Genomic DNA, 23,485 nt, shown 5'->3' on the forward strand with positions numbered 1-23,485 from the left:
CGGGCCCGGAACCGGACCGATGACAGGATCAACGGCTTCCCCGAATTACTTCGCGGATGGCGTCCAGATCCTGATGTCCGTCGCTTTCAAGGTGGCGGGAATGAGCCTGGCCGCACGATACGTGTCAGCGATGCGCTGCTGTTCGGCTAACTGATCGCGTTTCACGGGCACGATGTCGTAGCTGCGGCGGCTATTGGCCAACTCCACCGTCGGTCCGGGAATATTGCCCCACATCGGGCCGAGAATCTGCGCCGCTTCCTGCGGATGTGCCTTGACCCACTTGCCCGTCGTGTTCAATTCGTCGAATACGACGCGCAACACGTCCGGATGCTTGTCGGCAAAGGCTGTTGTCGCCGTGTAAAAACGGTTGTATTGAGCGACACCGCCGCTGCCGTCCGCAATCACGCGAACATGCGCCTCACGTTGCTGGGCAGCGAGGAACGGGTCCCAGATGGCCCATGCGTCGATGTTGCCGCCGCGAAAGGCAGCGAGCGCGTCGGGCGCCTCCAGATAACGCACCTGGATATCGTTGATCGTCAGTCCCGCTTTAGCCAAAGCGCTCAGCAACAGGAAGTTGCAACCTGAGCCTTTGGACACCGCCACGCGCTTGCCCTTCAGGTCCGCCACCGAGTGAACCGGCGAATCCGGCGGCACGATGATCGCCTGAGCGGTGGGCGCAGCGGTTTCTTCGGCGTAGTACGTCAGCGGTGCATTGGCGGCCTGCGTAAAGAGCGCAAAGGCATCCGCCACATCCGCATGCAAATCGACGCTGCCCACATTCAGCGACTGCAACAGGCCTGTCGAAAACTCATGCCAGCTCACGTCGTAGCCGAGCGCGTTGAGCTTCTTCTCCAGGGCACCGGTTCGTTTCAGCAGAATGAAGAGCGTCGACGAACGCTGGTAGCTGATCGACACTGTTTCGTTAGCGCGTGCCGCGCCGAATGACAGCACACCGCCGATCAACATCAGGCACACGCAGAGGTGCTTCAGGTTTCGGGAGCCGGAGAAAGCGAGATGCATCGGGCGAGATCCATGTGAGTATGCGGAATCGCTGAATATATAAAAGAACGGCGCACGGCTTAAGACCGATTTCATCGATCGATATGGGCAGAAATTGGAACGCGCGGCGGCGCTATCGCTCATCATTCGAGGTTTGATGCGAGTTGAAGAACACGCCTTTCCCGCGGAGATTTCAGCATGATGTCGACACTTCCTCCCCGCTTCGGCATCTGGGCGCTGGTTCACGGCAGCCGTGCCGCGCTGCAGGACCCCGATGAACCGTACGACGCGTCGTGGGCGCGAAACAAGGCCCTCGTTCTCGAAGCCGAGCGGCTCGGTTACGACTCCGTGCTGGTCGCGCAACACACGATCAATCCGCACAATCCCGACTTCGATCAGCTCGAAGCGTGGACCGCATCGGCAGCGCTTGCGGCGCTGACCGAACGCATCGAGATCATCGCCGCAATCAAGCCGTATCTGTATCACCCGGTGGTGCTGGCAAAGATGGCGCAGCAGATCGAACACATCAGCGGCGGGCGTTTCGCGATCAATCTTGTCAACGCATGGAATCGTCCTGAGCTGGAGCGCGCCGGCATCGGCTTTGCGGAACACGACGCGCGTTACGCGTATGGGCGCGAGTGGATTACGGTGGTCGATTCTTTGCTGCGCGGCGAGCGCACGCGTTTTCGCGGCGAGCATTTTAATGTGGATGACTATTTATTGCGCCCGGCGGACCCGTTTCGCAGCCGTCCGCGCATCTACGTCGGCGGTGAATCGGAACCGGCGCGGGAACTGGTCGCCGACAAGGGCGACGTGTGGTTCGTCAACGGCCAGCCGCTGGATGACGTCAAGGCATTGATCGCGGATGTCTCGGCCCGCAAGCGCCCCGCGGCGCACGAGCCGTTGCGTTTCGGTTTGTCGGCATTCGTCATCGCTCGCGAGACGGATGAAGCCGCAGGTCGGCACCTTGACCATCTCTTCGCGCTCGCCTCGAAAGATGCCCCATTACGTGAGCAACAGAAGTCGAACATCGACCCGAAGGCGGTAATGTTCCAGACCTTCGCGCGAACGCCGCGCGTGGGCTCGAACGGCGGCACGGCGGCTGGACTGGTCGGCAGCTATGACACGGTCGCAGAACGGATTGCCGGCTTTCACCGAGCCGGGATCGAGTTGTTCATGCTGCAATTCCAGCCGTTCGAGACCGACATGCGCATTTTTGCCGAAGAAGTGATTCCACGCGTACGCCGCCTGCTCGATTGAGCCGGGCAGGTTCCTCGGCGTTCAGTTCCGGACCCTCGTGTGGCACAGTATCGTCAAGCGCATGCGCTACGCTTGCGAAACTGACTAGCCACGACGAGCGACATGAAGAACCTGACTGCGTACGAGCCCCCGGTCGACGAAGACCAGCTTCTGCTGAAGTGGATCCGGCGCGCGCGTGAATCCCAGATGAGCCACTACGACATGGCCGACCTCCTGTCGGCACGTGACCGCGGCGTCGGCTGGCTGGTCACTGTATTGACCGCTTTTGTGGGCACGGCCGTGTTTGCGTCGCTGAGTTCGGCCACCGTCTCACCGGTACTCAGGATCGTCCTGGGCCTCGTGAGCGTGGCGGCCGCGGTCTCCGCCGCGCTGCAAACTTTCCTCCGATACGCGGAGCGTGCGGAAAAGCATCGCGCGGCGGGTGCGCGCTATGGCGCGGTACGGCGCAGGCTCGAAGCGATCTTCGCCGGTGACGCCGATGCCCGCGACGGCCACTATCTCACCGCGATCCGCGACGAGCTCGACCGGCTCGCTGAAGATTCCCCGAACGTGCCGCCGCGCGTCTTTTATCGAACCCAGCGAACCCTGTCCAACGAACCCCGACGAAGCCGCGATGCCTGAGCGACGCCCCGCTCATCTGAAAGCTACCGTGTAGCGGACACGAGCAGCATCATTGGCCGCTCGCGTTCTTCCGCCAGCTCAGGGCGTGCGGCAAGATCGGCATCGGTCGGCCCCCACTCGTCGACATGGGTAATGGTGAAGCCCGCGCCGATCAGGTGGTTGAGCAAGGTGCCGATGGTGCGGTGCTGCTTGATGACACCGTCGGCGAGCCAGTTCGTGACACGTGGCCCTTCCAGTTGGTAGCTGTCGAGCGGCCAGTGCTTGCGGCCGTCTGCGTCGACCGACCAGCAGGGTTGCTGCGGCGCCATGAAAACCGGATGCTCGATCGAGAACACGAGGTGCCCGCCCGGCACCAGCGCGCGGTGCACAACGTCGAGCAAGCCGCGCAAATTTTCGATGTAGTGAAACGCGAGCGAGCTATACACAAGGTCGAAGCCTGCCTGCGGCAAGTCGAGATGTTCGAGGTCGGCTCGGTCATAACGCATGGCCGGATCGTTCGACGGCGATCGTGCCCGCTCCAGCATTTTCTCCGAGACGTCGAGACCGAGCACCGTGGTGGCGCCCGCCTCGCGCGCCCATCGGCAGAACCATCCATAGCCGCAGCCAAGGTCGACCACGGCCAGGCCGCGCATCTCCGGCAGCATGGCCCGCAGCGCAGGCCATTCGGGGGCGCCCGCGAGGCCCTGTTTCGAACGACCCAATTGGCTGTAGTTGTTGAAAAATGCGGGGTCGTCGTAAATGTTCTGTGTCATTTGTAAATAGCATTAACTGTAATTGAGGCAACGCGGCGGCATGATGTATAAGCGAAGAATCTTTACGGCGTGCCATTTACTCCCTGCAATTTCGCTTGCCGGGCGGCTCGACCACGCCTCCTGGCAAGGCGGCTGAAAGCCTGCACAGGCCATCCTTCAGGTCGCTTAAGCGTCATTTAAGCTCGCTGCCCGCACAATACGCGCTGGTGAGAATACCCCTATTCCTGAACATGTTTTTCCGTCAGTCATTTGAAATGCGGTATCCCCACCCGGGCTCCCAGTATTCACATCTTTCCGGGTCTTTCCTTTTGCCCGACTATGGTATTGTCCGACCTGCGCTGTAAAGCGCATTGCCACACTCAATCGGGAAGCATAATCGCTCCCTAAAAAAAAGATTATGGAAGTCCAGAACGCCCGTCGTTGGGCACCAAGGGGAACACGCGTCTGGCTGGGCGCGGCCGCCGCATTGGCGATCGCCAGCGGAGTGCGCATGTTGCTCCATCCGCTTATCGGGCCGATCATGCCGGGCACCGCGTTCTGTATCGCGGCGTCGCTGGTCGAATATTTTTGCGGGCTGGCCCCGGCGCTCACAGTCATGCTGCTCGGCCTGGGTATCGCCGACTATCTGTTCGTCCCGCCCTACGCAGCCATCACGGTATTCAATAGCGCCGACCTGGTCCTGCTGGTTTCCTATCCGCTGGTGACGCTGTTCGTCATCATGCTGATCGAACGCCTGCGCCGCTCGCAGTTTCGTGCGGAACTGATCGCATCGGTTGCGCAGTCGCGCTATGAAATGCTGCTGCGTCACGACAACGAACGCATGCTCGCGCGCCGTGCCGTCGATGAAACGCATCGACTGCTGCGCCATCTTTCGCATCATCACAAGACCTTTATTTTCATTCAGGCGCTCGAGCGCAACGCGCTGCAACCGGCCGACGACCTCAAACCGCAAGGCGCGTTACCGCGTCTGCCGAACGAAATTGCGCCTGGCCCGCGCTTTGCCGATGTCGATCCCGAAGACATTCAGCGGCTCAGTAAAGCACTGTGGCCCGGGAGCCACCGCGTGCGCCTGAAAAGCGGCGACGGTGTGTCGAAGTTGACCGAGTGCGTGTGCGAACGGTTCACCACTCATGCCGGCGAGTTTCTCGTGCTGCGGATCGGAGTCTGATCCATGAGCCAACCAACGAGTCTCTTCTTACCCGGCGACGACCATGCCGTACTGATGTTGCACGGCCTGTCGAGTTCGCCGCTCGAATTACGCTTTCTCGCCCGCTATCTGAACGCCGAGGGCTTCACCACCTGCGCGCCGGTCCTGCCGGGCTACAGCGCAGGCTCGAAAGAAGCGGCGATGGAGGCATGGCTCGAGGCCGCCGTGCGCGAGTACGACGCGCTGGCCGCGCGCTTTGCACGTGTCTCAATCTGTGGGCTATCGATCGGCGCGGCGCTAGCGCTGGCGCTGGCGCATCGCCGTCCCGGGGCGCAGTCGCTCGTGCTGTTGTCGCTGACGCTCTCATACGACGGCTGGGCGATCCCCTGGTATCGCTTCCTGCTCAACTGGGCGTACTTCACGCCACTGCGCAAGCGTTGGCGCTACCGCGAGGAAGCGCCGTTCGGCCTGCGCAACGTAGCGCTCCGGGCGAAGATCGCCCGTGCGATGCAGCGCAGCGACTTCAGCGAAGTCGGGCCGTCCACGATCTCATTGCCCGCCTTGCACCAGGCGAGCCGCCTCGCCGCGAGCGTGCGTACGCAGGTGCGCGACATCAAGACCGATTGTCTGATTGTCCACGCGATCGACGACGAGACGTCGAGCCCCCGCAATGCCCGCTTTGTCGCCGCGAATATCGGCGCTGCCTTCTTACGCACGATCTGGCTGGATGATTCGTACCACATGATTACGTCGGACAACGAACGCGAAATCGTCGCGCGCGAAACCGCGCTATTTTTGCGTGAGAGCGAAGCCGCCCACAGCGGCGACGACAGCGGCAAGCAACAGGTCGTCTCGAAGGCTTTGGCGCGACGCCTCAGGCAGCTCGCGGCGCTTGGCAAGGAGCGCGCGTGACGGTGCATACCACGCCCAGATTCAGCAAACCGGCGAGCGTGCCGCTGCGCACCCCATTCAGATTCGGCAAATCCGCACACATGTCACTGCTGCTCGCCGCTGCGCTGGGCCTTTGCACAGCGCGTGCTGCGTATGCGGACGATGCAAGTTCGACCGCGACGACCGACGCAAGCGCGGACGCAGCCACCGACAGCAAGTGGAAAATTGGCGTGGGCCCAGGCGTGGTGATCACGCCCACGTACCCGGGATCGCGACAATTGAAGGTATTCCCGTTCCCTGCGCTGGACATCTCTTACGACGACCGGATTTTCTCGCAAGGCCCTGACGTGCTTGGCGTCAACGTGCTGCGCGGTCCCGCCTATCATGTGGGCGCTGCTCTCAGTTTCGATTTCCAGACCCGCAAGGAGTCTGACGATCCGCGGCTGCATGGGCTTGGCAACGTGTATGGCGGCCCCAAGCTGAAGCTGTTCGCGGACTACACGTGGTGGGCGTTTACCGGCTCGGTGGCGCTGTACCAGGATATCGCCGGGCATCACCAGGGGACCACGGTCAGTACAGATTTCGTGGCTTCGGCACCGGTTGGCGGCTGGTTGTTCTCGGTGGGCCCGGGGTTCACCTGGGCGAACGGGACTTACACGCGGACGTTTTTCGGCGTCTCAGATCAGCAGAGTTCGGCTTCGGGATTGCCCACGTATAGCACCAGTGCCGGTGTGCGGGACATCCATATGAACGCCATTGTGTCTTACGACTTTTCAAAGCACTGGAATGGCTCGGTTTCCGCTACTTTCGGACGACTGGAGCACGACGCGGCGAATAGTCCGATTACCGAAAAAAGGTTCGAGCTGAATACGCTCGCTTCGGTGAACTACAAGTTTTAATTTTTGGCTTTTTGCGCGCCCGCAGCGCGCAAAAAGCCAGTAGCGTTTCAGTCTCCGGCGCCAAGATCTTCAACTTCCATTCCCAACTCCCCAGCCATGCGCCGCACCACCACCTGAAGCCGGCTCAATTCATCGGCGAGCCGCTTCTGTTCGGCTTTCAACGCCTCGAACGCCGACAGCGGCACAACCTCATCTTCCCCGCCGGGCGGTGCCAGCTCACTCGCGCTGACTTCGCCGCATAGCAGATGCGTCCAGCGATTTTCGCGCTCGCCCGGTGTCCGGGCCAGCTTCACCACCCGCGAGGGATCCCCCTCGGCCAGTTCATCGAGAAACGCCTCCACCGACGAAATGTCAGCGAACCCATGCAAGCGCGCGCTGTTCAAGCGCAGCTCAGCCGCAGTTTGCGGGCCGCGCAGCAACAAAGTAGTCAGTAGCGCTGCCGACTGACTCGGCAATCCCAACACCCGGTTCATGTTGTGCTCGAAACGCGGCACACGGCTGCTGCTGCCCTCCATCACCAGGCTCAGGCGCTTCAATCCGTCGACGGCAGTCAGCACCTCCGCCTCGGTTGCATTTATCACCGGCGCACGGCCGGTTTTCTGGTTGCAGCCCAAGGTCAGCGCGTTCAGTGAAAGTGGATAACTGTCCGGCACCGTGTGCTGCTTTTCGACGAGCACGCCGAGTACGCGCCCTTCAAGCAAGGTCAAAGCGCGGATGGAGGGACGGGAAACAGCGTCGGGAGTGGAGTTCATAGAGGAAGTCGCGGCATGCGCCGCCAGGTCTCGTGGAGGGTGTGCCTTACCGTTGCACAGCCGGGCGGCAGGTTTTAGTTTGTGGGCCCTATGATAAACGCCCCAGCCGCTCGCGGTGTACGAATCTCCGCAATGACGAGGCGCATCCCAAACGCGCCCGCATCCGTCCCGGCGCATTTTTGTTTTGTTGACGAGGTCCCATATTAGAGATAATTTCCCGGATATGGAAAATTCACTCCCAGACGACAACGCCATCGACCGCCGCATCGCCCAGCGTCTGCGAGGGCTGCGTGCCGAGCGCAACTGGTCGCTCGACGATCTGGCAAAGCTCAGCAACGTCAGCCGCGCCACCCTGTCGCGCCTCGAAAACGCTGCCGTGAGCCCAACGGCGAGCGTGCTGGGCAAACTTTGCGTCGCCTACGGTTTGCCGATGTCGCGCCTCATGCATATGGTCGAAGAAGACTTCGCGCCGCTGGTGCCGCGCGAGGCGCAGGCGGTCTGGACCGACGCGAGCGTCGGCTTCCGGCGCCGCTCGGTGTCGCCGCCGGCTCAAGCGCTGAGCGGCGAGGCGCTGGAGTGCGAACTCGATGCCGGCGCACGCATTACTTACGACGCGTCGCCGAGAGCTGGCCTCGAACATCATCTGATCCTGCTCGAAGGGCAATTGCAGATCACCGTCGACGGCCGAAGCCACGATCTGCGTCCCGGCGACTGCGTGCGCTATCAGCTGTTTGGCCCCAGCGCTTTCGTCACGCCCGCGCACAGCGCGGCGCGCTACATCCTCTTCATCGTCTGAGTGCGAGCCAACATGAGCGCCACCGCCATCACGACTTTTTCCGCCGACGACCTCGTGCGCCATCTGCCCGAACTCGGCGCGCTGCTGCGTGCCTGCGTCCACGATGGCGCCAGTGTCGGATTTGTATTGCCCTATAGCGTTGAAGAGAGTGAGGCGTTCTGGAGCGACAAAGTGCTGCCGTCGCTGCGCGCGGGCGCGCTTGTGCTGTTCGTCGCTCGTCACGGCGAATCAATCGCCGGAACCGTGCAACTGGATTACGACACGATGCCGAATCAGCGTCATCGCGCGGAGGTGCGCAAGCTTCTGGTGCACCCCGCGTTTCGCCGCCAGGGCATCGCCAAAGCGCTGATGATGGAACTGGAACACCGTGCGCAGCAGTTGCAACGCAGCCTGCTGACGCTCGATACGCGCACGGGCGACAAGGCGGAGCCGCTCTATGCCGCGCTGGGTTATCAGACGGTCGGTGTGATCCCGCAGTTTTGCCGCGACACGCAGGAGGAGCGGCTTGATTCGACCACCATCATGTACAAGACGCTCAGCGCGTAACGCTGACTGGCCGCCCGTGACGCATGCTCAAGATGAGCGATACGCCACCAGGCAGCCCGTCGTGCAGACTCAGCCGAGTCTTCAAGCCGTGGTTTAACGGCGCGAATCGAACGCGATCCGCACAGCCAGACCGGCGAGCACGGTGCCCATCAGCCACCGTTGCACGAGCAGCCATACCGGCCGGCCGGCGAGAAATCCGGCGATCGAACCCGCCATGCTCGCAATCAGCGCGTTGATCGTGACGGCGATAACAATCTGCACGCAGCCCAGCGCGATCGACTGCGTGAGCACGCTGCCGTGCGCCGGTGAAATGAATTGCGGCAGCAACGACAGATACATCACCGCGATCTTCGGATTGGCGAGGTTGGTGACGAGGCCCATGGTGAACAGCTTGCGGCGGCTGTCGTGCGGCAGGTCGCGCACCTGGAACGGTGAGCGGCCACCCGGCTTGACCGCCTGCCATGCCAGATACAGCAGATAAAGCGCGCCGCCGAAACGCAACGCGTCGTACGCATAGGGCACCGTCAATAGAAGCGCGGTGATGCCGAACGCTGCGCAAAACATGTAGAACACGTAGCCGAGCGCGACGCCGCCGAGCGACACGAGCCCGGCCCGCCGCCCCTGGCAAAGCGATCGCGAGATCAGATAAATCATGTTCGGGCCGGGCGTGAGCACCATGCCGAGCGAGACCAGGGCGAAGGCGAGCATCGTTGTGACAGCGGGCACGGCGGCCTCCTGTGTGAGTTGAAAATCGAAGTCGGGCAGTGCCGCTAAATATAGCCGATGTCGCCGATTCAGGCCTTAAACCCACACACGAAAAGTCCCTATACGCAGTTGAGCGGGGTTCATTGCACATCGGGATTGCGCTTGCGCGCGCGGCTCGCTGCGCCGCTTACGCGGTGTCGCGATTGGCGGACGACGCGCGCCGTGCTCCGCATCACGGCGCGCGATTCACTGCGGTACGGCCAGGCGAGATCAGCGGAGATACGTTTCCACGAGTTTGACCCAGTAGCTCGCGCCGAGGCTGATGATGCGGTCGTTGAAATCGTACTTGGGGTTGTGCACCATGCAACCGCCCCACTCGCCCACGCCGTTGCCGATCACGACGTAGCAGCCCGGCACCGCATCGGACATCCATGCGAAGTCTTCGCTGCCCATCATGCCTTTGGTGTCGGTCAGCACGTTCTCGGCGCCGACCAGATCGGTGATCACATCACGCGCAAGCGCGGTTGGCGTCTCGGCATTGACGACCACCGGCACGAGGCGTTTATAGTCGATCGAGGCTTCCACACCGAAGCTTTTCGCCTGCAGCGTGACGATTTCATGCACGCGTTTTTCGATCCGCTCGCGCATCTCGGGGTTGGTCGAACGCATGTTCAGCAGAAGCTTCACCGTTTCGGGGATCACGTTGTGGGTCGCGCCCGCATGAATTCCGCCGATGCTCACCACGCCCACTTCGGAGGCCGGCAGATTGCGCGAGACAATAGTCTGCAGCGCCATGATCAGCGAGCCGGCCGCGACGATCGGATCGCGTGCCTTGTCCGGCATTGCGCCGTGGCCGCCCACGCCCGTCAGCGTGACCGTGGCGACGTCCGAGGCAGCCGTCACGCCGCCCGTCTTCACGACGAACTGACCGACCGGAATGCCCGGGCCGTTGTGCAGCGCGTAGACCGAGTCGCACGGAAAGCGCTCGAACAGACCCTCTTCGATCATGCGGCGCGCGCCGCACAGGTTTTCTTCGTCGGGCTGGAAGATCAGGTTGAGCGTGCCGTCGAAGCCGCGGCTCGTCGCCAGATGCCTTGCGGCGGCCAGCAGGATCGCGGTGTGGCCGTCGTGGCCGCAGGCGTGCATCTTGCCAGGGATCCGGCTTGCGTAGGGCAGATGCGTCTGCTCATGAATCGGCAACGCATCCATGTCCGCGCGAATGCCGATCCTGCGCGTGCCGTTGCCCAGTTTCAGTTGCCCGACCACACCCGTGCCGCCGATACCGGTATGCACGTCGTAGCCCCACTCTTTCAGCAAGCCGGCCACCAGTTCCGCTGTATTGACGACGTCGAAGCCTGTTTCCGGATGCGCGTGAATCTGGCGGCGCAGATCGACAAAGGTCTGTTCGTCGGCGACCACGTCCTTGATCAGTTTGGCCGATTGCAGTTCCGCTTCAACGATTTGTGCTTCAAGCATGCGATGTTCTCCTGTTAGTTCTGGTGGTCCTGCCAGCCGTCTCTGATGATGGGCTGCGCTGCATTTAACTGAAATCTCTGGCCGGTGCGCTCAGTCGGCGCGGCGCTCTTTCAACGCCGCCAGTGCGCCGAGCGACACCGCGCTGCACGCGACCATGTACCAGGCCGGCGACATGGGATTGCCGGTCGTGCTGATGAGCCACGTCACGATGAATTGCGCAAAGCCGCCGAATACCGACACGCCGATGCTGTACACCATCGAAAAGCCCGTGGCCCGCACATGTTTCGGAAAGCCTTCCATGAGAATGAGAAAAACCGAGCTGGAAGCGGCCGCGAGACAGCTGACCAGCGCGGCGATCACCATCAGCGCGACGCCGAGTTGCGCGGTGTGGTTGAGCAGCCAGAACGCCGGATAGATCAACACGGCGCCGAGCAGTGTGGCGCCGACGACCAGCGGCTTGCGACGCGGCAGGCGATCCGACAGCAGACCTGCGAGCGGCGAACCAATCAGCAAGACCGCGCCCGCCACGCAACCCGATAGAAACGCGGTGCCCGGCGGCATATGCAGCACGCGGATCAGATAGGTCGGCATATAGAACACGACGATGTACATCGATGCCGTGCCGCCGACCATCATGAGAACACCGACGCACACTTGCCGCAGATGACGCGCCATCACCTCACGAAACGCGCTGCTTTCACGCGCCGTGGCATGGTGCGTTTCATCCAGCGCACGGCGGATATACATCCCGACCGGGCCGATCAGCAAACCGCAAAGGAACGGGATGCGCCAGCCCCAGCTCTCCAGATCGGCAGGCGCGAGGAAATGCGACAGCAGAAAACCGCTCAGCGCGCCGACCAGCGCCGCCGCACCCTGGCTCGCCAGTTGCCAGCCAACCAGAAAACCGCGTGTGGACCGCACGCCCGACTCCATCAGCAACGTGGTCGACGCGCCGATCTCGCCGCCGGCCGAGAAGCCTTGCAGCAATCGGCCGAGCACGATCAGGAGCGGCGCGAACAGGCCGATCTGCGCATAAGTGGGCGCAAGGCCGATGATTGCCGTGCCGAGCGCCATCAGCGCGATGGTCAGCGTCATCGCCGCTTTACGACCGGCCCGGTCCGCGTAGTTACCGATCAGGATGCCGCCCAGCGGCCGCATCACGAAACCAATGCCGAAGGTGGCGACCGCCATCAGCAGCGAGCCGAAAGCCGTATGCGACGGAAAAAACAGCTTGCCGATCAGGACCGCGAAGAAGCTGTAGATCGTGAAGTCGAACATCTCCAGCCCGTTGCCCAGCGTGGTCGCGGCGATCAGCGCGAACTTCGAGGCGCGTGGCTGAGCGGACGACTGATCCGACAACGGAGCGAGCCCCTGAACCGGCCCCTGAGACACCGCGTCGACTGACGCGGGTTGCAGCGAGGTGTGCAGATTTGCCATGGCGATTCCGATGACTCCGGTGGAAGGGGCTGCGTCGCTTTGCGGCCGACGTCAACCGAACAGTGAGGTCGTCAATTTCCGAGCGCAAATCGTTTGTTTTTATAGCCATCACTTTTATTTATCCCCACACTGGAGGCTGCGGCGGCATACAGCCGAGGCACCCTTCGAGTGGATTCGACGATGAAACTTCACCAATTGCGCTCATTGATCGCCGTCGCGGAGAACGGCAGCATTCACGAGGCGTCGCGTGCGCTGCACGTCACGCAGCCGGCCGTGAGCAAGGCGCTGTCCGATCTGGAGGCGGAACTCGGCGCGCCGATGTTCGTGCGCTCAGCCAAGGGCACGCAACTCACGCCGTACGGACAAAGCCTGATTCGCCACGCGCGCGCGATCGAACAGGAACTGCGCCATGCACACGAGGACATCTCCACGCTGCTCGGCATCGCGCGCGGCACCGTGACGGTGGGCGTCACGCCGGTGACGTCTGCCGGGCCGTTTGCTGAGGCGTTGCGGGAGTTTTCACGGGTTTATCCGCAGGTCACCATTAACGTGTTCGAATTGCGTCCGCCGCAGATCCAGGAAGGCCTCGCGGACGGCTCGATCGATTTCGGCCTGGTCTCGCGCATCGGTCAGCCGACCGACACGCGTTTCCACTGGGAGACGCTCTACACCATCGCCACGACGCTGGGCGTGCGCACCGGCCATCCGCTGCGCGGCACGCATTCTCTGCAGGGGCTCGCCCAGGCGGCATGGCTTAGCTGGGACGCGCTCGACGATTCAACGAGCCTGATCGGCACGCTGTTCGGCAGCCAGGACATCGCGCCGCCGAAAAACGTGCTGCGTTGCACGTCGACGTCGCTATACCTGGAGATGGCCAGCACCACCGACCGCATCAGCCTGTGGTCGGAACTGCCGTTCCATACGGCGCCGTACAAGGGACTGCTGCGCAAGATCGGTCTGACCGAACCGCTGCCGGACATGACGATCGGCTTGATCTGCCGGGATATCGATCTGACCACCACCGTCGCTGCAACGCTAATCGAGATGATTCGCACTGCCTGTACCGCGTTCTCGGGGGTGTACCAGCGCGCCGGTGCGACGCCGGGGCGGCGGGCGCAGGAGCCCAGGGTGCGCCCGTGAGCATGGCCTGGTGGCGGCTGCGGGAATTGAACGCCCCACGGTGAACAGGCCGACGCCTCGGACCCAGGCGCCGTAGGCGCGACCGTGAGCCCAGCGTGGGCGCGCCTACGTGGATGGGCCTTTTCAGCGTGCCGTGCACAGCTCCCGGCAGGGCCGATCGGGCGTCGCATTGCAGGAAACACTTGCGGTGAAGTTTTTTGCCCGGTATTGTCGAGCCGTTCTGCAATGCAGCGCGGGAGAGATCGTCAGAGGATTGTGACGACGCCGACGGAGCAACCGCCCCGGAAACTCTCAGGCAAAAGGACCGCGCAGCTGGAACATCTGGAGAGCGGCGCCGCGCGCGCCCACCGAAGGGGATTCCCTGCATACCGCCTAAATTGCGCGCGCATGCTCACGGGAAGAAACTCTCAGGTACATGGACAGATGGGGCATCGACGCCGGTTTCGACACGAAATCGACACCGGTGATGCTCAACTACTCTGGATCATGTCATGTCACGAATCGCCATTATCGGCGCCGGCATTACCGGCGTCACGACTGCTCACGCCCTGGCGCAGCGCGGCCACCACGTTACGGTGTTCGAACGTCATCGCTATGCGGCGATGGAGACCTCGTTCGCCAACGGCGGCCAGTTGTCGGCCAGCAATGCCGAAGTCTGGAACAGCGCGGCCACCGTGCTGAAAGGCTTGCGCTGGATGCTCACGCGCGACGCCCCGCTACTGCTCAATCCGATGCCCACGTGGCACAAGTATTCGTGGATGGGTGAATTTCTACGGCAGATTCCGCACTACCGTGCGAACACCGTCGAAACGGTGCGGCTCGCGATTGCTGCGCGTGAGCATCTGTTTTCGATTGCCGAGCGCGAAGGGATCGATTTCGATCTGGAGCGGCGCGGTATTTTGCACATCTATAAGACCCGCAAGGAGTTCGATTCGGCGAGCAAGGTGAATGCGTTGCTGCGCGAAGGTGGACTGGACCGGAATCCGGTAACGGCGAGTGAGTTGCATGCGATCGAGCCGACGATAAAGGGCGAGTTTTACGGCGGCTTTTTTACACCTTCCGATTCCACCGGCGATATTCACAAGTTCACCCGCGGCCTGGCGGACGCCTGCGTGCGACACGGTGTGGAGTTTCACTACGATGCCGAGATCGCGGCGATCGAGCAGCCGGCTGAAGGACAGTTTTCCCTGACGGTTAATCTGGAGGGCGAGTCACAGCGCTTTGCCTTTGAGCGGATCGTCGTGTGCGCCGGCGTGAAGAGCCGCGATTTTGCGGCGATGCTCGGCGATCACGTGAATATCTACCCGGTTAAGGGTTATTCGATCACCGTTTGTCTCGATGATGAAGTGAGTCAACAGAACGCGCCATGGGTCAGTTTGCTTGACGACAGTGCGAAGATCGTCACCAGCCGGCTTGGCGTGGATCGGTTCCGGGTTGCGGGGACTGCGGAGATCAATGGGTTCAATCGGGATATCCGCTCGGATCGCATTGCGCCTTTGGTCGACTGGACTCGACAGTATTTTCCTGAGGTGTCGACTTCGAAGGTGATTCCATGGGCTGGATTGAGGCCTATGCTGCCGAGTATGTTGCCGAAGGTGGGGCGCGGGAAACGGCGTGGCGTTTTTTATAATACCGGGCACGGGCATCTGGGGTGGACGTTGTCGGCGGCTACTGCGCAGGTTGTGGCGGGGGCTGTTCAATAAGGGTTGGTTGCCTGCGGGGCGCTTTGGTCGTCTGGTTGCCTGCTGCGTTGGCCTTTCCTTGAATTGTTATTGGTTTATTAGCGTCGCCCCTGTGCGGGGCAGGCACCTACTTTTCTTTGCCTGCCGCAAAGAAAAATAGGCAAAAGAAAGCGGCTCAAACCGCTAATTTTTAAGCGGGGCCCTCGCACAGTCTCGGTAGTGGTCCATCTGGAATCTGTGTCTTCGCACACTCGGCGCTAGTGACAAAGGAGTCGTCAGCTCCCACTCCGCACTGCGTGCGTCGCGGACGGGTCCGCCTCGGAAACCATGGGGCTTCGGTTGCGCGTTTAGAGGGCCGTCAGCTTCGACTCGGTGAGGTGCTCGATGAAGCCTGATCGCAAAACATTGTTTAGAACTATCTGCAGCGCTTTCGCGATGGTCCAGGCAGGGCTGCCCTGCCTGGATGCTTATCCGGAGTGAAGCGCCGCCAGGGCAAAACCCGCTGCATCTGCTAGTGTTCTCTAATCGGTGTCCCTCTCGATGGAATCTTCATGACCAGATCCCGCCACACCACGCGCAGAAACGCAGGCACGCGCCTCTCCGATAAACAGATCGCCGTAGAAGCTGCACGGCGCCTGGCCTGGGATGCCGCCGTGCCCCCCAATACCCTGCAAGTCAAAGTCTCACACGGGCGCATCACCCTGCTCGGCATCCTTCCACATGAACAGCAACGAATTGCTGCACTCGAAGACGTCTCCCGTTTGTTCGGTGTCACCGGTGTTTCCGATCACTCCACGATCAAGGCAAATTAGCATCAACCCGCCTGCAATAGCCTCCTGCAATGCCTCGCAATCTGCTTTTCTTCCTCAGTGTGAATCGCCCTCACCTTGCTCGCCGGATCACCTTCCGCTAGCCCCAAAAACGCAAGCCCCTCGCACACGCGTCTGCGAATCTCCTCACTGTGTTCGCCAATGCCACCCGTGAACACCAGCAAATCGATCCCGCCCAGTAAAGCCGCGTAAGCACCAATCGTTTTGCGCACAGCAGTAGCAAACGCATCCAGCGCCAGCGACGCATTCGCATCGCCCGTCGCGGCGCACTTCTCCAGCGCCTGCATATCGCTCTCGCCATCGGCATAACCGGCCAGGCCGCTCTGGCGGTTCAACAGCGTCTCCAGCGCGTCGGCATCGAGCTTCTCCACGCGCATCAGATACAACAGCACGCCCGGGTCAAGGTCGCCGCTGCGCGTGCCCATCGGCACGCCGCCGGTCGGCGTTAATCCCATCGATGTATCAATGGATTTGCCGTCCTGCAACGCACATAAACTCGAACCGTTACCCAGGTGAGCGAATACCGCACGCGGCGGCAATTCGGCGCCGAGCCGCTTCACCAGCGATTCATACGACAGCCCGTGAAAGCCATAACGAATCACTCCCGCATCCACATAGCGGCGCGGCAACGCAAGCTGCGCCGCGCGGGGCGGTAGCGTCGCGTGAAACGCGGTATCGAAGCAGGCGAATTGCTGTGCATCGCTGAAAATCTTCGTTGCCTCGTCGATCAGCGCCAGCGCCGGGGGAATATGCAAAGGCGCGAAGTGCACGGCGTCCTGCAAGCGCTGCCGGACTTCAGGCGTCAATCGCAGATGCGTTCGCAAATGCGGGCCGCCATGCACCACGCGATGCCCCACCGCCGTGGGCCGCTCATGCTTCTGTTGCGCCAGTACGCGCGCGAGCTTCTGCAACGCGTCGGTCTGCGACTGCATCACATGTTCCTGTTGCACCAGCACGCGGCCGTCGGGCGACTTGATGCGCAGGCTGCCGTCGTCCCGTCCAATACCTTCGGCGCTGCCCTCCAGCAGCAATGCTTCGTCACCGCCGGAGTGCGTAAACAGCCCGAATTTCAGCGACGACGACCCGCTGTTCAGCACCAGAATCGTCGGGGGCTGCGTCGGGTCGCTGGTCTTCTCATGAGTCTCCATGGCACGCTCCGCCTAACCCTTCCACGTCCAGTTGCGGATCTCTTCCTTATCGATGCCTTCGGCATGCGCATAAGCAAGATGCTCGATGATCTGCCCGCGCAGCCACTCTTTCACGTGATCGCCAACGCCGCGCAGCGCCGGCACGCGATCGATCACATCGATAGCCAGCGAGAAACGGTCGACCTGGTTGATGATCGCCAGTTCGAGCGGCGTGTTGATGTTGCCTTTCTCGTGGTAGCCGTGCACATGCAGATTGTCGTGATTGGTACGGTTGTACGTCAGCTTGTGCACCAGCGACGCGTACGAATGGAAGTTGAAGATCACCGGCTTGCCGGTGGTGAACAGCGAATCGAAATCGCGGCTGGACAGGCCGTGCGGATGCGCATGCTCAGGCATCAGGCGGAACAGATCGACCACGTTGACGAAGCGGATCTTCAACTCAGGAAAGCGCTCCTTCAGAATCTGCACGGCGGCGAGCGCTTCCATTGTCGCGATGTCGCCCGCGCACGCCATCACCACGTCCGGTTCGACGCCCTGATCCGTCGACGCCCAATCCCAGATGCCAATGCCCTTGGTGCAATGCGTGACGGCCGATTCCATGTCGAGATACTGCAGATGCGGCTGCTTGTCGGCGACGATCACATTGACGTAGTCGCGCGAACGCAAGCAATGATCGGCGACGCTCAACAGACAATTCGCATCTGGAGGCAGGTAAATACGCACCACGTCGGGGCTCTTGTTGGTGACAACATCGAGAAAGCCCGGGTCCTGGTGCGTGAAGCCGTTGTGATCCTGGCGCCACACCAGCGACGTGATCAACAGGTTGATCGACGGCACCGGTTGCCGCCAGCCGAGATCGCGCTTTGCTTTCTCCAGCCACTTGGCGTGCTGGTTGAACATCGAATCGATCACGTGGACGAACGCCTCATAGGTGGCGAAAAGACCATGACGCCCGGTCAGCACGTAACCTTCGAACCAGCCTTCGAGCGTGTGCTCGCTCAGCATCTCCATCACGCGGCCGTCCACGGCGAGTTCGCCGCCGTCGGCGTCGCTTGTCATGGTTTCGGCCAGCCAGGTTTTCTCCGAGGCCTCGTAGATGGCCGTCAGCTTGTTGCTGGCGGTTTCGTCGGGGCCGAATACGCGGAAGTTCGTCATGTTCTTGCGCATCACGTCGCGCAGAAACGTGCCGAGCACCTCAGTGGGCGACGTGTAAGAGCCGCCGGGTTTTTTTACGGCCACCGCGTAGTCGCGAAACGCCGGCATGTCGAGCGTTTTACACAGCATGCCGCCATTCGCATGCGGATTGGCGCTGATGCGCCGCGTGCCGACGGGCGCCAGTTCGCGCAGCTCTTCGACCAGACGCCCTGCTTCATCGAATAGCGACTCCGGTTCATAACTGCGCAGCCAGCTCTCGACGAGCTTCAGACTCCTGCTATTGGTAACCGGGTCGAGCACTGGGACCTGGTGCGCGCGCCACGAGCCTTCCACTTGATGGCCGTCGACTTCTTTCGGGCCGGTCCAGCCTTTCGGCGAACGCAGCACGATCATCGGCCAGCGCGGCCGCGTTGCGTCATTGGCCTCGCGTGCATGCTGCTGGATCGCGCGGATTTCGCCGATACATTGTTCAAGCGTCGCGGCCATCTGTTGATGCATGGTGTCAGGGTCGTCGCCTTCGACGAAATACGGCTTGTGGCCATAGCCGGTCAGCAAGGCTTCGAGTTCCTCGCGGGGAATGCGCGCGAGGATCGTCGGGTTGGCGATCTTGTAGCCGTTCAGATGCAGAACCGGCAGCACCGCGCCATCACGAATCGGGTTGAGGAATTTGTTCGAGTGCCATGAAGTGGCAAGCGGGCCGGTTTCCGCCTCGCCGTCGCCGATCATCACCGCGACGATCAGATCGGGGTTGTCGAACGCCGCGCCGTAGCCGTGCGACAGGCTATAGCCGAGTTCGCCGCCTTCGTGAATCGAGCCCGGCGTTTCGGGTGTGCAATGCGAGCCGATGCCGCCGGGAAACGAGAACTGCCGGAAAAAGCGCCGCATGCCGGCTTCGTCTTCGCTGCGGTCGGGATAGATTTCCGAGTAGTGGCCTTCGAGGTAGCAGTGGGCCAGCGTAGCAGGCGCGCCATGGCCCGGGCCGGCGATATAGATCACGTCCAGATCGAGCTTTTTGATCAGCCGGTTCAGATGCACCAGCAGGAAACTTTGCCCTGGGTCCGAGCCCCAATGGCCCAGCAGGCGGTTCTTGATGTGTTCGGGTTTGAGCGCTTCGCGCAGCAGCGGATTGTCGCGCAGATAGATCATGCCGGCCGAAAGGTAGTTGCAGGCGCGCCAGTAGCGGTCCATTTTGCGCAACGTTTCGGGTTCCAGGGTTTTCGGCGGGGTCGGACGGGTGGTTGCTTCGGCCATGGCGTCACTCCTTGGAAAGGACTGTCAGGCAGGTTAGCGGGTGCTGCAGCGATTGTTCGTGACGTGGCCGGCGGAGAAGCCAGCCATGCCGGCCGTTATGTCATGCGCATGACATAACGCAACATGACGCAAGCATTCCGGCAAAGCTCCGTTGCTCAGGGCTTTCGGGAATCGGGCCGGGAATCGTCAGGGGTCTGACAGGAAGCATACGTCATGGTTCGACGGATCGTTCGAACCTTGATCTTGCGACGTACGTGCGTCGCTTTCGTGCACGCGTGGGAAGCGTGGATCGTGCATGGACAATGGAGTGGCCGATCCGATTGCCGGCCCGAACGTTGGCTAGCGCCCGTTCGTCTGTTCATTCGCTGGTGTTCAGTTGAAAGCGTTACTCCTGCTCTTTCTCCTCGCGCTGTGGCGGACGGTAGCGCCATTTGCTGGCATTGGGGTCGTTGCGCGCATCATCCTGTTCACGCTGCTCGGCGCGCGCTTCGTCGGCGCGGCCAAGTTCAGCGCGGCGGTCGCGCACGGCGCCTGGCGAATCGGCTGGGCGCAACGGCGATGGCGAGCGTTTTTGGGTAGGTACAGGTGACATAGGGCCTCCTTTTTTCGGGGATGTAGGACGAATCAACGTTTCTTGCCTGTCCAGCGGCGATCCGGGCGGTGTATGAGACGAAGCTGACGCAGGTACATCGAAGCGCCGAACATCAGCGCTATACCGGCCAGGGTGCCCCAGATTGCGGATGTCATGATTTTTCCTTTAGCCCGCCGGCCGCACAGCGTTTTATCGCCTGCGACGCGAAGGTGGGCAACCGATTGCGCGCATGGCTGACGTTGAATAGACCCGTTCTCGCCGCGCGCCAAGCAAGGATCATGCTCTCATTTGGACGATAAGTCTGTACGCTGTTGGACAGTCGGCTCGCCGGAGGCTGCCGGTCTTGCGCTAGACTTTAAGCGAGCATTAAGTGAATGCGGCTAAGCTCGCCATGCTAAATGCGCGACGGCGGACCGCATCTGGCGCGTCCTGTCCTGCTCGCCCATCATCTGAACAGCCACCATGTCGACACCCAGCCGCCTCAAAGCGCCCCTGATTCTTGTTCTCTCGCTCGTGCTGTTGTGCGCGGGCGTCGCCGTTCTGGTGGGCGTGTTCGGATTGCTGGTAACGGTGCTCGGCAAGCTGTAGCCACCACTGGGCGGGCGTCAGCGGCGCAAAATGTGTATCCTGAACGATCTTCCCGTGCCGCCTGGCGGCCAGGACTATTGCAAGGAGATTGCATTGACGGACCACGCTGAATCTTCCCCGCCCGCCAAACCGGAGATCGATCCGGCCTTGATCGAACTGGCGCATGAAGTTTTCGATCTCGCACGGCGCGGCGATGCCGCTATGCTCGCCACAGTAATCGAAAAAGGCGTGCCGCCGAATTTGCGCAACGATAAGGGCGACAGTCTTGTCATGCTGGCGAGCTATCACGGTCACGTCGACGCGGTACGCGCCCTGCTCGAGCACGGGGCTGATCCGGATCTGCGTAACGACAACGGACAGACACCCATTGCGGGCGCTGCTTTCAAGGGGTTCAACGCTGTCATTGAAACCTTGCTCGCGCACGGCGCGGATGTCGAAGGCGCGTCGCCCGATGGCCGCACCGCATTGATGATTGCAGCGATGTTCAACCGCACGGAGATCGTCGACCTGCTGATCAGTCACGGTGCGAATCCGCAAGCGCGAGACGCGAGTGGATTCACCCCGCTGGATGCCGCCAACAAGATGGGGGCGACGGATACGCCCGCGCAATTAAAGAAAGCGGGTTCCTGAGCGCTAAACGTAGCTGTGTAGCGCGCTAGCGTCGCTACACAGCTACTCAGCTTCATCAATTCCGTTGCGAAGCCTGCGTTCTTTGCACTGACACGCACGCGCAACGCCGCCAGAAAGGCAGAAAGCCTAAGCCCCTCCCGCAGTGCCTCCACTCAGCAAACCATCCAGATCGATCCCGGCCAGCTCCCCGATCCTTTCAACCGTCACGTCCGCCGGCGGATTGCTTGCAATCTCCCTGGGATCAAAAGCGTAATGCCCCTGGCGAGGAAAAACCGTCGTCAGCCGTTCACCCCAACTCTTCTTCATGGCTGTCAAAATCCGCAATTTGTCATCCACCATCACGTAGTGCCGGGCCGGATAACATTCCATCACCTGATCGAGCATCTGCTCCTTATGGATGTAAATCAAAACCCGCCCTTCGACCTCGTCCCATAAGCCCGAGCGGGCAATCTTCCTTGGCTGGAACACCACATCTCCGTCGGACAAAATCACCGCAGGCCCTCGCTGCGAGACATGCCGGATCGCATCCAGTGCGCCCGGATAAAGCCGGTTCGCAAACGGATAATCAATCAGAAACGACGACATCAACAACAGGTTCGTGTCTCGCGGATGCTCCTGCCGATACCGCTGCAACGCGCCCAGGTAATCGGCATAACCCAGCTCTGCGCGCAGGTCCTCGAAGATTTCCCAGTACCGCGTGCTGTTCTGCTCGCCGAACTGCCGCGTCATGTGGGCGCGCAAATCCGCGAGCACATGATCGTTGTCCAGCAACGTGTTATCGCAATCGAACAGAAACACGACGTCGTGAGGCTTGGCGCTGGTGGCTTCCATTGCGGCTCCCGTGAATTAGCTCTTGTGCCCATCGGCCGGTGTGGCCGCTTTCTCGACGTGACCGCCAAAGTCGTGCCGCATGGCCGACAACACCCGGTTCGCAAAATCCGCATCGCCCCGCGAGCTGAAACGCGCGAACAGCGCCGCACTCAGCACTGGCGTCGGCACGCCTTCGTCGATCGCTGCCGCCACCGTCCAGCGCCCTTCGCCCGAATCCGATACGCGTCCGGCGTAGCTTTGCAGATCGGCGTCACTGACGAGCGATCCTGCGATCAGGTCCAGCAACCACGAACCGATCACGCTGCCGCGCCGCCATACCTCGGTGACCTCGGCGAGATTCAATTCGTACTGGTAAAGCTCGGGACGGCGCAGCGGCGACGTTTCGGCATCGGCTTCGCGCGCGTGTTTGCCGGCGTCGGCGTGGCGCAGAATGTTCAGGCCTTCGGCATACGCGGCCATCATTCCGTATTCGATGCCGTTGTGGACCATCTTCACAAAGTGCCCCGCACCCTGCGGTCCGCAATGCAGGAAGCCCTGGTCGGCCGTGCTGGCGTTGGCTGTGCGGCCCGGCGTGGCAGGCGCCGAACCCGCGCCCGGCGCGAGCGTCGAGAAAATCGGTTCGAGCCGCTTCACGACTTCAGCCTCGCCGCCGATCATCAGACAGTAGCCACGCTCGCGTCCCGCGACGCCGCCGCTCGTGCCGACGTCAACATAGTGAAGCTGACGTTTGGCCAGTTCGGCGCCGCGGCGAATGTCGTCGTGGTAGTAGGAGTTGCCACCGTCGATCACGATGTCGCCAGGTTCCAGCAAGGGCACCAGGTTCTCAAGCGTTTTGTCGACGACCGCCGCGGGCACCATCAGCCACACCGCGCGCGGTTTCTGCAACTGCGCGACCAGGTCCTCGAGCGAGGCTGCGCCTGCTACACCGTCCTGTTTCAGCTTGTCCACCGCTGCTGGTTGCACGTCGTAAGCGATACATTGCTGACCGCCCTTCGTCAGGCGTCGCACCATGTCCGCGCCCATGCGTCCCAATCCAATCATGCCTAGCTGCATATCTCGCTCCGGAAAGTGTCTCGTTGCGCTGCCCGATCTGATTCGACCTACTGCGGCCATGCCGCGCGCTTGACTTGCGGCGAGTGGCTTTCCTAACTGTAGTTGCCAGTTGCTGGCGTTGCGTTGCCGTGATCCGATGGACACACGGTAGCAGTCCCGGATCGCCCGTGCAGTGAATCGGGCATTCCCGCCTGCATCAAACGACGATACGCTTCTTTGCAGAGGTTTTGCGCAGCCTGAAGTTCCCGACGTGCATCGGAGTGAGCCGTAGTCAAGACGCAGGCTTCGATTTGGCTAACTGCCT

The 23,485-nt window shown here is 61.7% G+C and carries 24 protein-coding genes and 1 riboswitch; of the genes, 12 read left to right on the top strand and 12 right to left on the bottom strand.

Going from position 1 to position 23,485, the window contains the following annotated elements; genetic code table 11:
* Nucleotides 1–45 precede the first annotated feature (45 nt).
* A complete protein-coding gene (locus PQR40_RS25515) occupies nucleotides 46–1,020 on the bottom strand; it encodes an aliphatic sulfonate ABC transporter substrate-binding protein (RefSeq protein WP_408510084.1) in 975 nt (324 codons plus the stop codon).
* Nucleotides 1,021–1,200: 180 nt separating this feature from the next.
* Here PQR40_RS25515 and PQR40_RS25520 point away from each other — a divergent pair, with 180 nt between their 5' ends.
* Together PQR40_RS25520 and PQR40_RS25525 are read left to right on the top strand one after the other, a co-directional pair.
* Nucleotides 1,201–2,259, top strand: a complete 1,059-nt coding sequence (locus tag PQR40_RS25520) for an LLM class flavin-dependent oxidoreductase (RefSeq protein WP_408393808.1) — start codon at nucleotides 1,201–1,203, stop codon at nucleotides 2,257–2,259.
* A 102-nt stretch (nucleotides 2,260–2,361) separates the two neighbouring features.
* Nucleotides 2,362–2,880 carry an SLATT domain-containing protein gene (locus PQR40_RS25525; protein ID WP_408224810.1) on the top strand — a complete coding sequence of 173 codons (519 nt, stop codon included), beginning with the start codon at nucleotides 2,362–2,364 and terminating at the stop codon, nucleotides 2,878–2,880.
* Nucleotides 2,881–2,903: 23 nt separating this feature from the next.
* Here the strand turns inward: PQR40_RS25525 and PQR40_RS25530 are convergent, their stop codons facing one another.
* Nucleotides 2,904–3,632, bottom strand: a complete 729-nt coding sequence (locus PQR40_RS25530) for a class I SAM-dependent methyltransferase (RefSeq protein WP_408484453.1) — start codon at nucleotides 3,630–3,632, stop codon at nucleotides 2,904–2,906.
* 397 nt (nucleotides 3,633–4,029) lie between these two features.
* On the opposite strand from PQR40_RS25530, the gene PQR40_RS25535 reads away from it, so the two are divergent.
* The 3 genes from PQR40_RS25535 (at nucleotide 4,030) to PQR40_RS25545 (ending at nucleotide 6,569) form a co-directional block, all read left to right on the top strand.
* Nucleotides 4,030–4,800 (top strand): DUF4118 domain-containing protein, encoded by a 771-nt coding sequence (locus tag PQR40_RS25535; protein ID WP_408224804.1) that lies wholly within the window; start codon nucleotides 4,030–4,032, stop codon nucleotides 4,798–4,800.
* 3 nt (nucleotides 4,801–4,803) lie between these two features.
* Nucleotides 4,804–5,691: an alpha/beta hydrolase gene (locus tag PQR40_RS25540; RefSeq protein ID WP_408336705.1), complete on the top strand. Its 888-nt coding sequence runs from the start codon at nucleotides 4,804–4,806 to the stop codon at nucleotides 5,689–5,691.
* An 80-nt stretch (nucleotides 5,692–5,771) separates the two neighbouring features.
* Nucleotides 5,772–6,569: a MipA/OmpV family protein gene (locus PQR40_RS25545; protein WP_408225273.1), complete on the top strand. Its 798-nt coding sequence runs from the start codon at nucleotides 5,772–5,774 to the stop codon at nucleotides 6,567–6,569.
* Nucleotides 6,570–6,616: 47 nt separating this feature from the next.
* On the opposite strand, the gene PQR40_RS25550 is transcribed toward PQR40_RS25545, so the two are convergent.
* On the bottom strand, nucleotides 6,617–7,321 hold the full coding sequence (locus tag PQR40_RS25550) for a YceH family protein (RefSeq protein ID WP_408224798.1): 705 nt from the start codon (nucleotides 7,319–7,321) through the stop codon (nucleotides 6,617–6,619).
* A 223-nt stretch (nucleotides 7,322–7,544) separates the two neighbouring features.
* On the opposite strand from PQR40_RS25550, the gene PQR40_RS25555 reads away from it, so the two are divergent.
* Nucleotides 7,545–8,117 (top strand): helix-turn-helix domain-containing protein, encoded by a 573-nt coding sequence (locus tag PQR40_RS25555; RefSeq protein WP_408336701.1) that lies wholly within the window; start codon nucleotides 7,545–7,547, stop codon nucleotides 8,115–8,117.
* Nucleotides 8,118–8,129: 12 nt separating this feature from the next.
* Nucleotides 8,130–8,663, top strand: coding sequence for a GNAT family N-acetyltransferase (locus tag PQR40_RS25560; RefSeq protein WP_408510085.1), 534 nt, complete (start codon nucleotides 8,130–8,132; stop codon nucleotides 8,661–8,663).
* Between the two features lie 93 nt (nucleotides 8,664–8,756).
* Here PQR40_RS25560 and PQR40_RS25565 read toward each other — a convergent pair whose 3' ends face one another.
* From PQR40_RS25565 to PQR40_RS25575, 3 genes are all read right to left on the bottom strand, one after another.
* Nucleotides 8,757–9,389 (bottom strand): LysE family translocator, encoded by a 633-nt coding sequence (locus tag PQR40_RS25565; RefSeq protein ID WP_325043125.1) that lies wholly within the window; start codon nucleotides 9,387–9,389, stop codon nucleotides 8,757–8,759.
* Nucleotides 9,390–9,638: 249 nt separating this feature from the next.
* Nucleotides 9,639–10,844, bottom strand: coding sequence for a M20 aminoacylase family protein (locus tag PQR40_RS25570; RefSeq protein ID WP_408336697.1), 1,206 nt, complete (start codon nucleotides 10,842–10,844; stop codon nucleotides 9,639–9,641).
* Between the two features lie 90 nt (nucleotides 10,845–10,934).
* Nucleotides 10,935–12,281, bottom strand: a complete 1,347-nt coding sequence (locus PQR40_RS25575; protein WP_408393805.1) for an MFS transporter — start codon at nucleotides 12,279–12,281, stop codon at nucleotides 10,935–10,937.
* A gap of 180 nt (nucleotides 12,282–12,461) precedes the next feature.
* On the opposite strand from PQR40_RS25575, the gene PQR40_RS25580 reads away from it, so the two are divergent.
* The 3 genes from PQR40_RS25580 to PQR40_RS25590 all read left to right on the top strand — a co-directional run bounded on the left by PQR40_RS25580 (nucleotide 12,462) and on the right by PQR40_RS25590 (nucleotide 15,915).
* Complete coding sequence (locus PQR40_RS25580) at nucleotides 12,462–13,421, top strand: LysR family transcriptional regulator (RefSeq protein WP_408224782.1); 960 nt, start codon at nucleotides 12,462–12,464, stop codon at nucleotides 13,419–13,421.
* A gap of 223 nt (nucleotides 13,422–13,644) precedes the next feature.
* A riboswitch (glycine riboswitch) is annotated at nucleotides 13,645–13,738 on the top strand.
* A gap of 174 nt (nucleotides 13,739–13,912) precedes the next feature.
* Nucleotides 13,913–15,124, top strand: coding sequence for a D-amino acid dehydrogenase (locus PQR40_RS25585; RefSeq protein ID WP_408224779.1), 1,212 nt, complete (start codon nucleotides 13,913–13,915; stop codon nucleotides 15,122–15,124).
* 530 nt (nucleotides 15,125–15,654) lie between these two features.
* Nucleotides 15,655–15,915 (top strand): BON domain-containing protein, encoded by a 261-nt coding sequence (locus PQR40_RS25590; RefSeq protein WP_408224776.1) that lies wholly within the window; start codon nucleotides 15,655–15,657, stop codon nucleotides 15,913–15,915.
* 2 nt (nucleotides 15,916–15,917) lie between these two features.
* On the opposite strand, the gene PQR40_RS25595 is transcribed toward PQR40_RS25590, so the two are convergent.
* From PQR40_RS25595 to PQR40_RS25610, 4 genes are all read right to left on the bottom strand, one after another.
* Nucleotides 15,918–17,081, bottom strand: coding sequence for an acetate/propionate family kinase (locus PQR40_RS25595; protein WP_408510086.1), 1,164 nt, complete (start codon nucleotides 17,079–17,081; stop codon nucleotides 15,918–15,920).
* Between the two features lie 12 nt (nucleotides 17,082–17,093).
* Nucleotides 17,094–19,487, bottom strand: coding sequence for a phosphoketolase family protein (locus PQR40_RS25600; protein WP_408510087.1), 2,394 nt, complete (start codon nucleotides 19,485–19,487; stop codon nucleotides 17,094–17,096).
* A 385-nt stretch (nucleotides 19,488–19,872) separates the two neighbouring features.
* Nucleotides 19,873–20,079, bottom strand: coding sequence for a hypothetical protein (locus PQR40_RS25605; protein WP_408210780.1), 207 nt, complete (start codon nucleotides 20,077–20,079; stop codon nucleotides 19,873–19,875).
* A 32-nt stretch (nucleotides 20,080–20,111) separates the two neighbouring features.
* Nucleotides 20,112–20,234: a hypothetical protein gene (locus PQR40_RS25610; RefSeq protein ID WP_408224767.1), complete on the bottom strand. Its 123-nt coding sequence runs from the start codon at nucleotides 20,232–20,234 to the stop codon at nucleotides 20,112–20,114.
* A 307-nt stretch (nucleotides 20,235–20,541) separates the two neighbouring features.
* Here PQR40_RS25610 and PQR40_RS25615 point away from each other — a divergent pair, with 307 nt between their 5' ends.
* On the top strand, nucleotides 20,542–20,667 hold the full coding sequence (locus PQR40_RS25615) for a hypothetical protein (RefSeq protein ID WP_325047661.1): 126 nt from the start codon (nucleotides 20,542–20,544) through the stop codon (nucleotides 20,665–20,667).
* A 93-nt stretch (nucleotides 20,668–20,760) separates the two neighbouring features.
* Nucleotides 20,761–21,297 carry an ankyrin repeat domain-containing protein gene (locus PQR40_RS25620; RefSeq protein WP_408225270.1) on the top strand — a complete coding sequence of 179 codons (537 nt, stop codon included), beginning with the start codon at nucleotides 20,761–20,763 and terminating at the stop codon, nucleotides 21,295–21,297.
* Nucleotides 21,298–21,423: 126 nt separating this feature from the next.
* On the opposite strand, the gene PQR40_RS25625 is transcribed toward PQR40_RS25620, so the two are convergent.
* Complete coding sequence (locus tag PQR40_RS25625; RefSeq protein ID WP_408484463.1) at nucleotides 21,424–22,128, bottom strand: HAD family hydrolase; 705 nt, start codon at nucleotides 22,126–22,128, stop codon at nucleotides 21,424–21,426.
* Between the two features lie 15 nt (nucleotides 22,129–22,143).
* A complete protein-coding gene (gene gnd, locus PQR40_RS25630; protein ID WP_408224761.1) occupies nucleotides 22,144–23,181 on the bottom strand; it encodes a phosphogluconate dehydrogenase (NAD(+)-dependent, decarboxylating) in 1,038 nt (345 codons plus the stop codon).
* Nucleotides 23,182–23,485: the final 304 nt, after the last annotated feature.

This window comes from Paraburkholderia sediminicola (genome assembly GCF_046026855.1).
Classification (GTDB): domain Bacteria; phylum Pseudomonadota; class Gammaproteobacteria; order Burkholderiales; family Burkholderiaceae; genus Paraburkholderia; species Paraburkholderia sediminicola_A.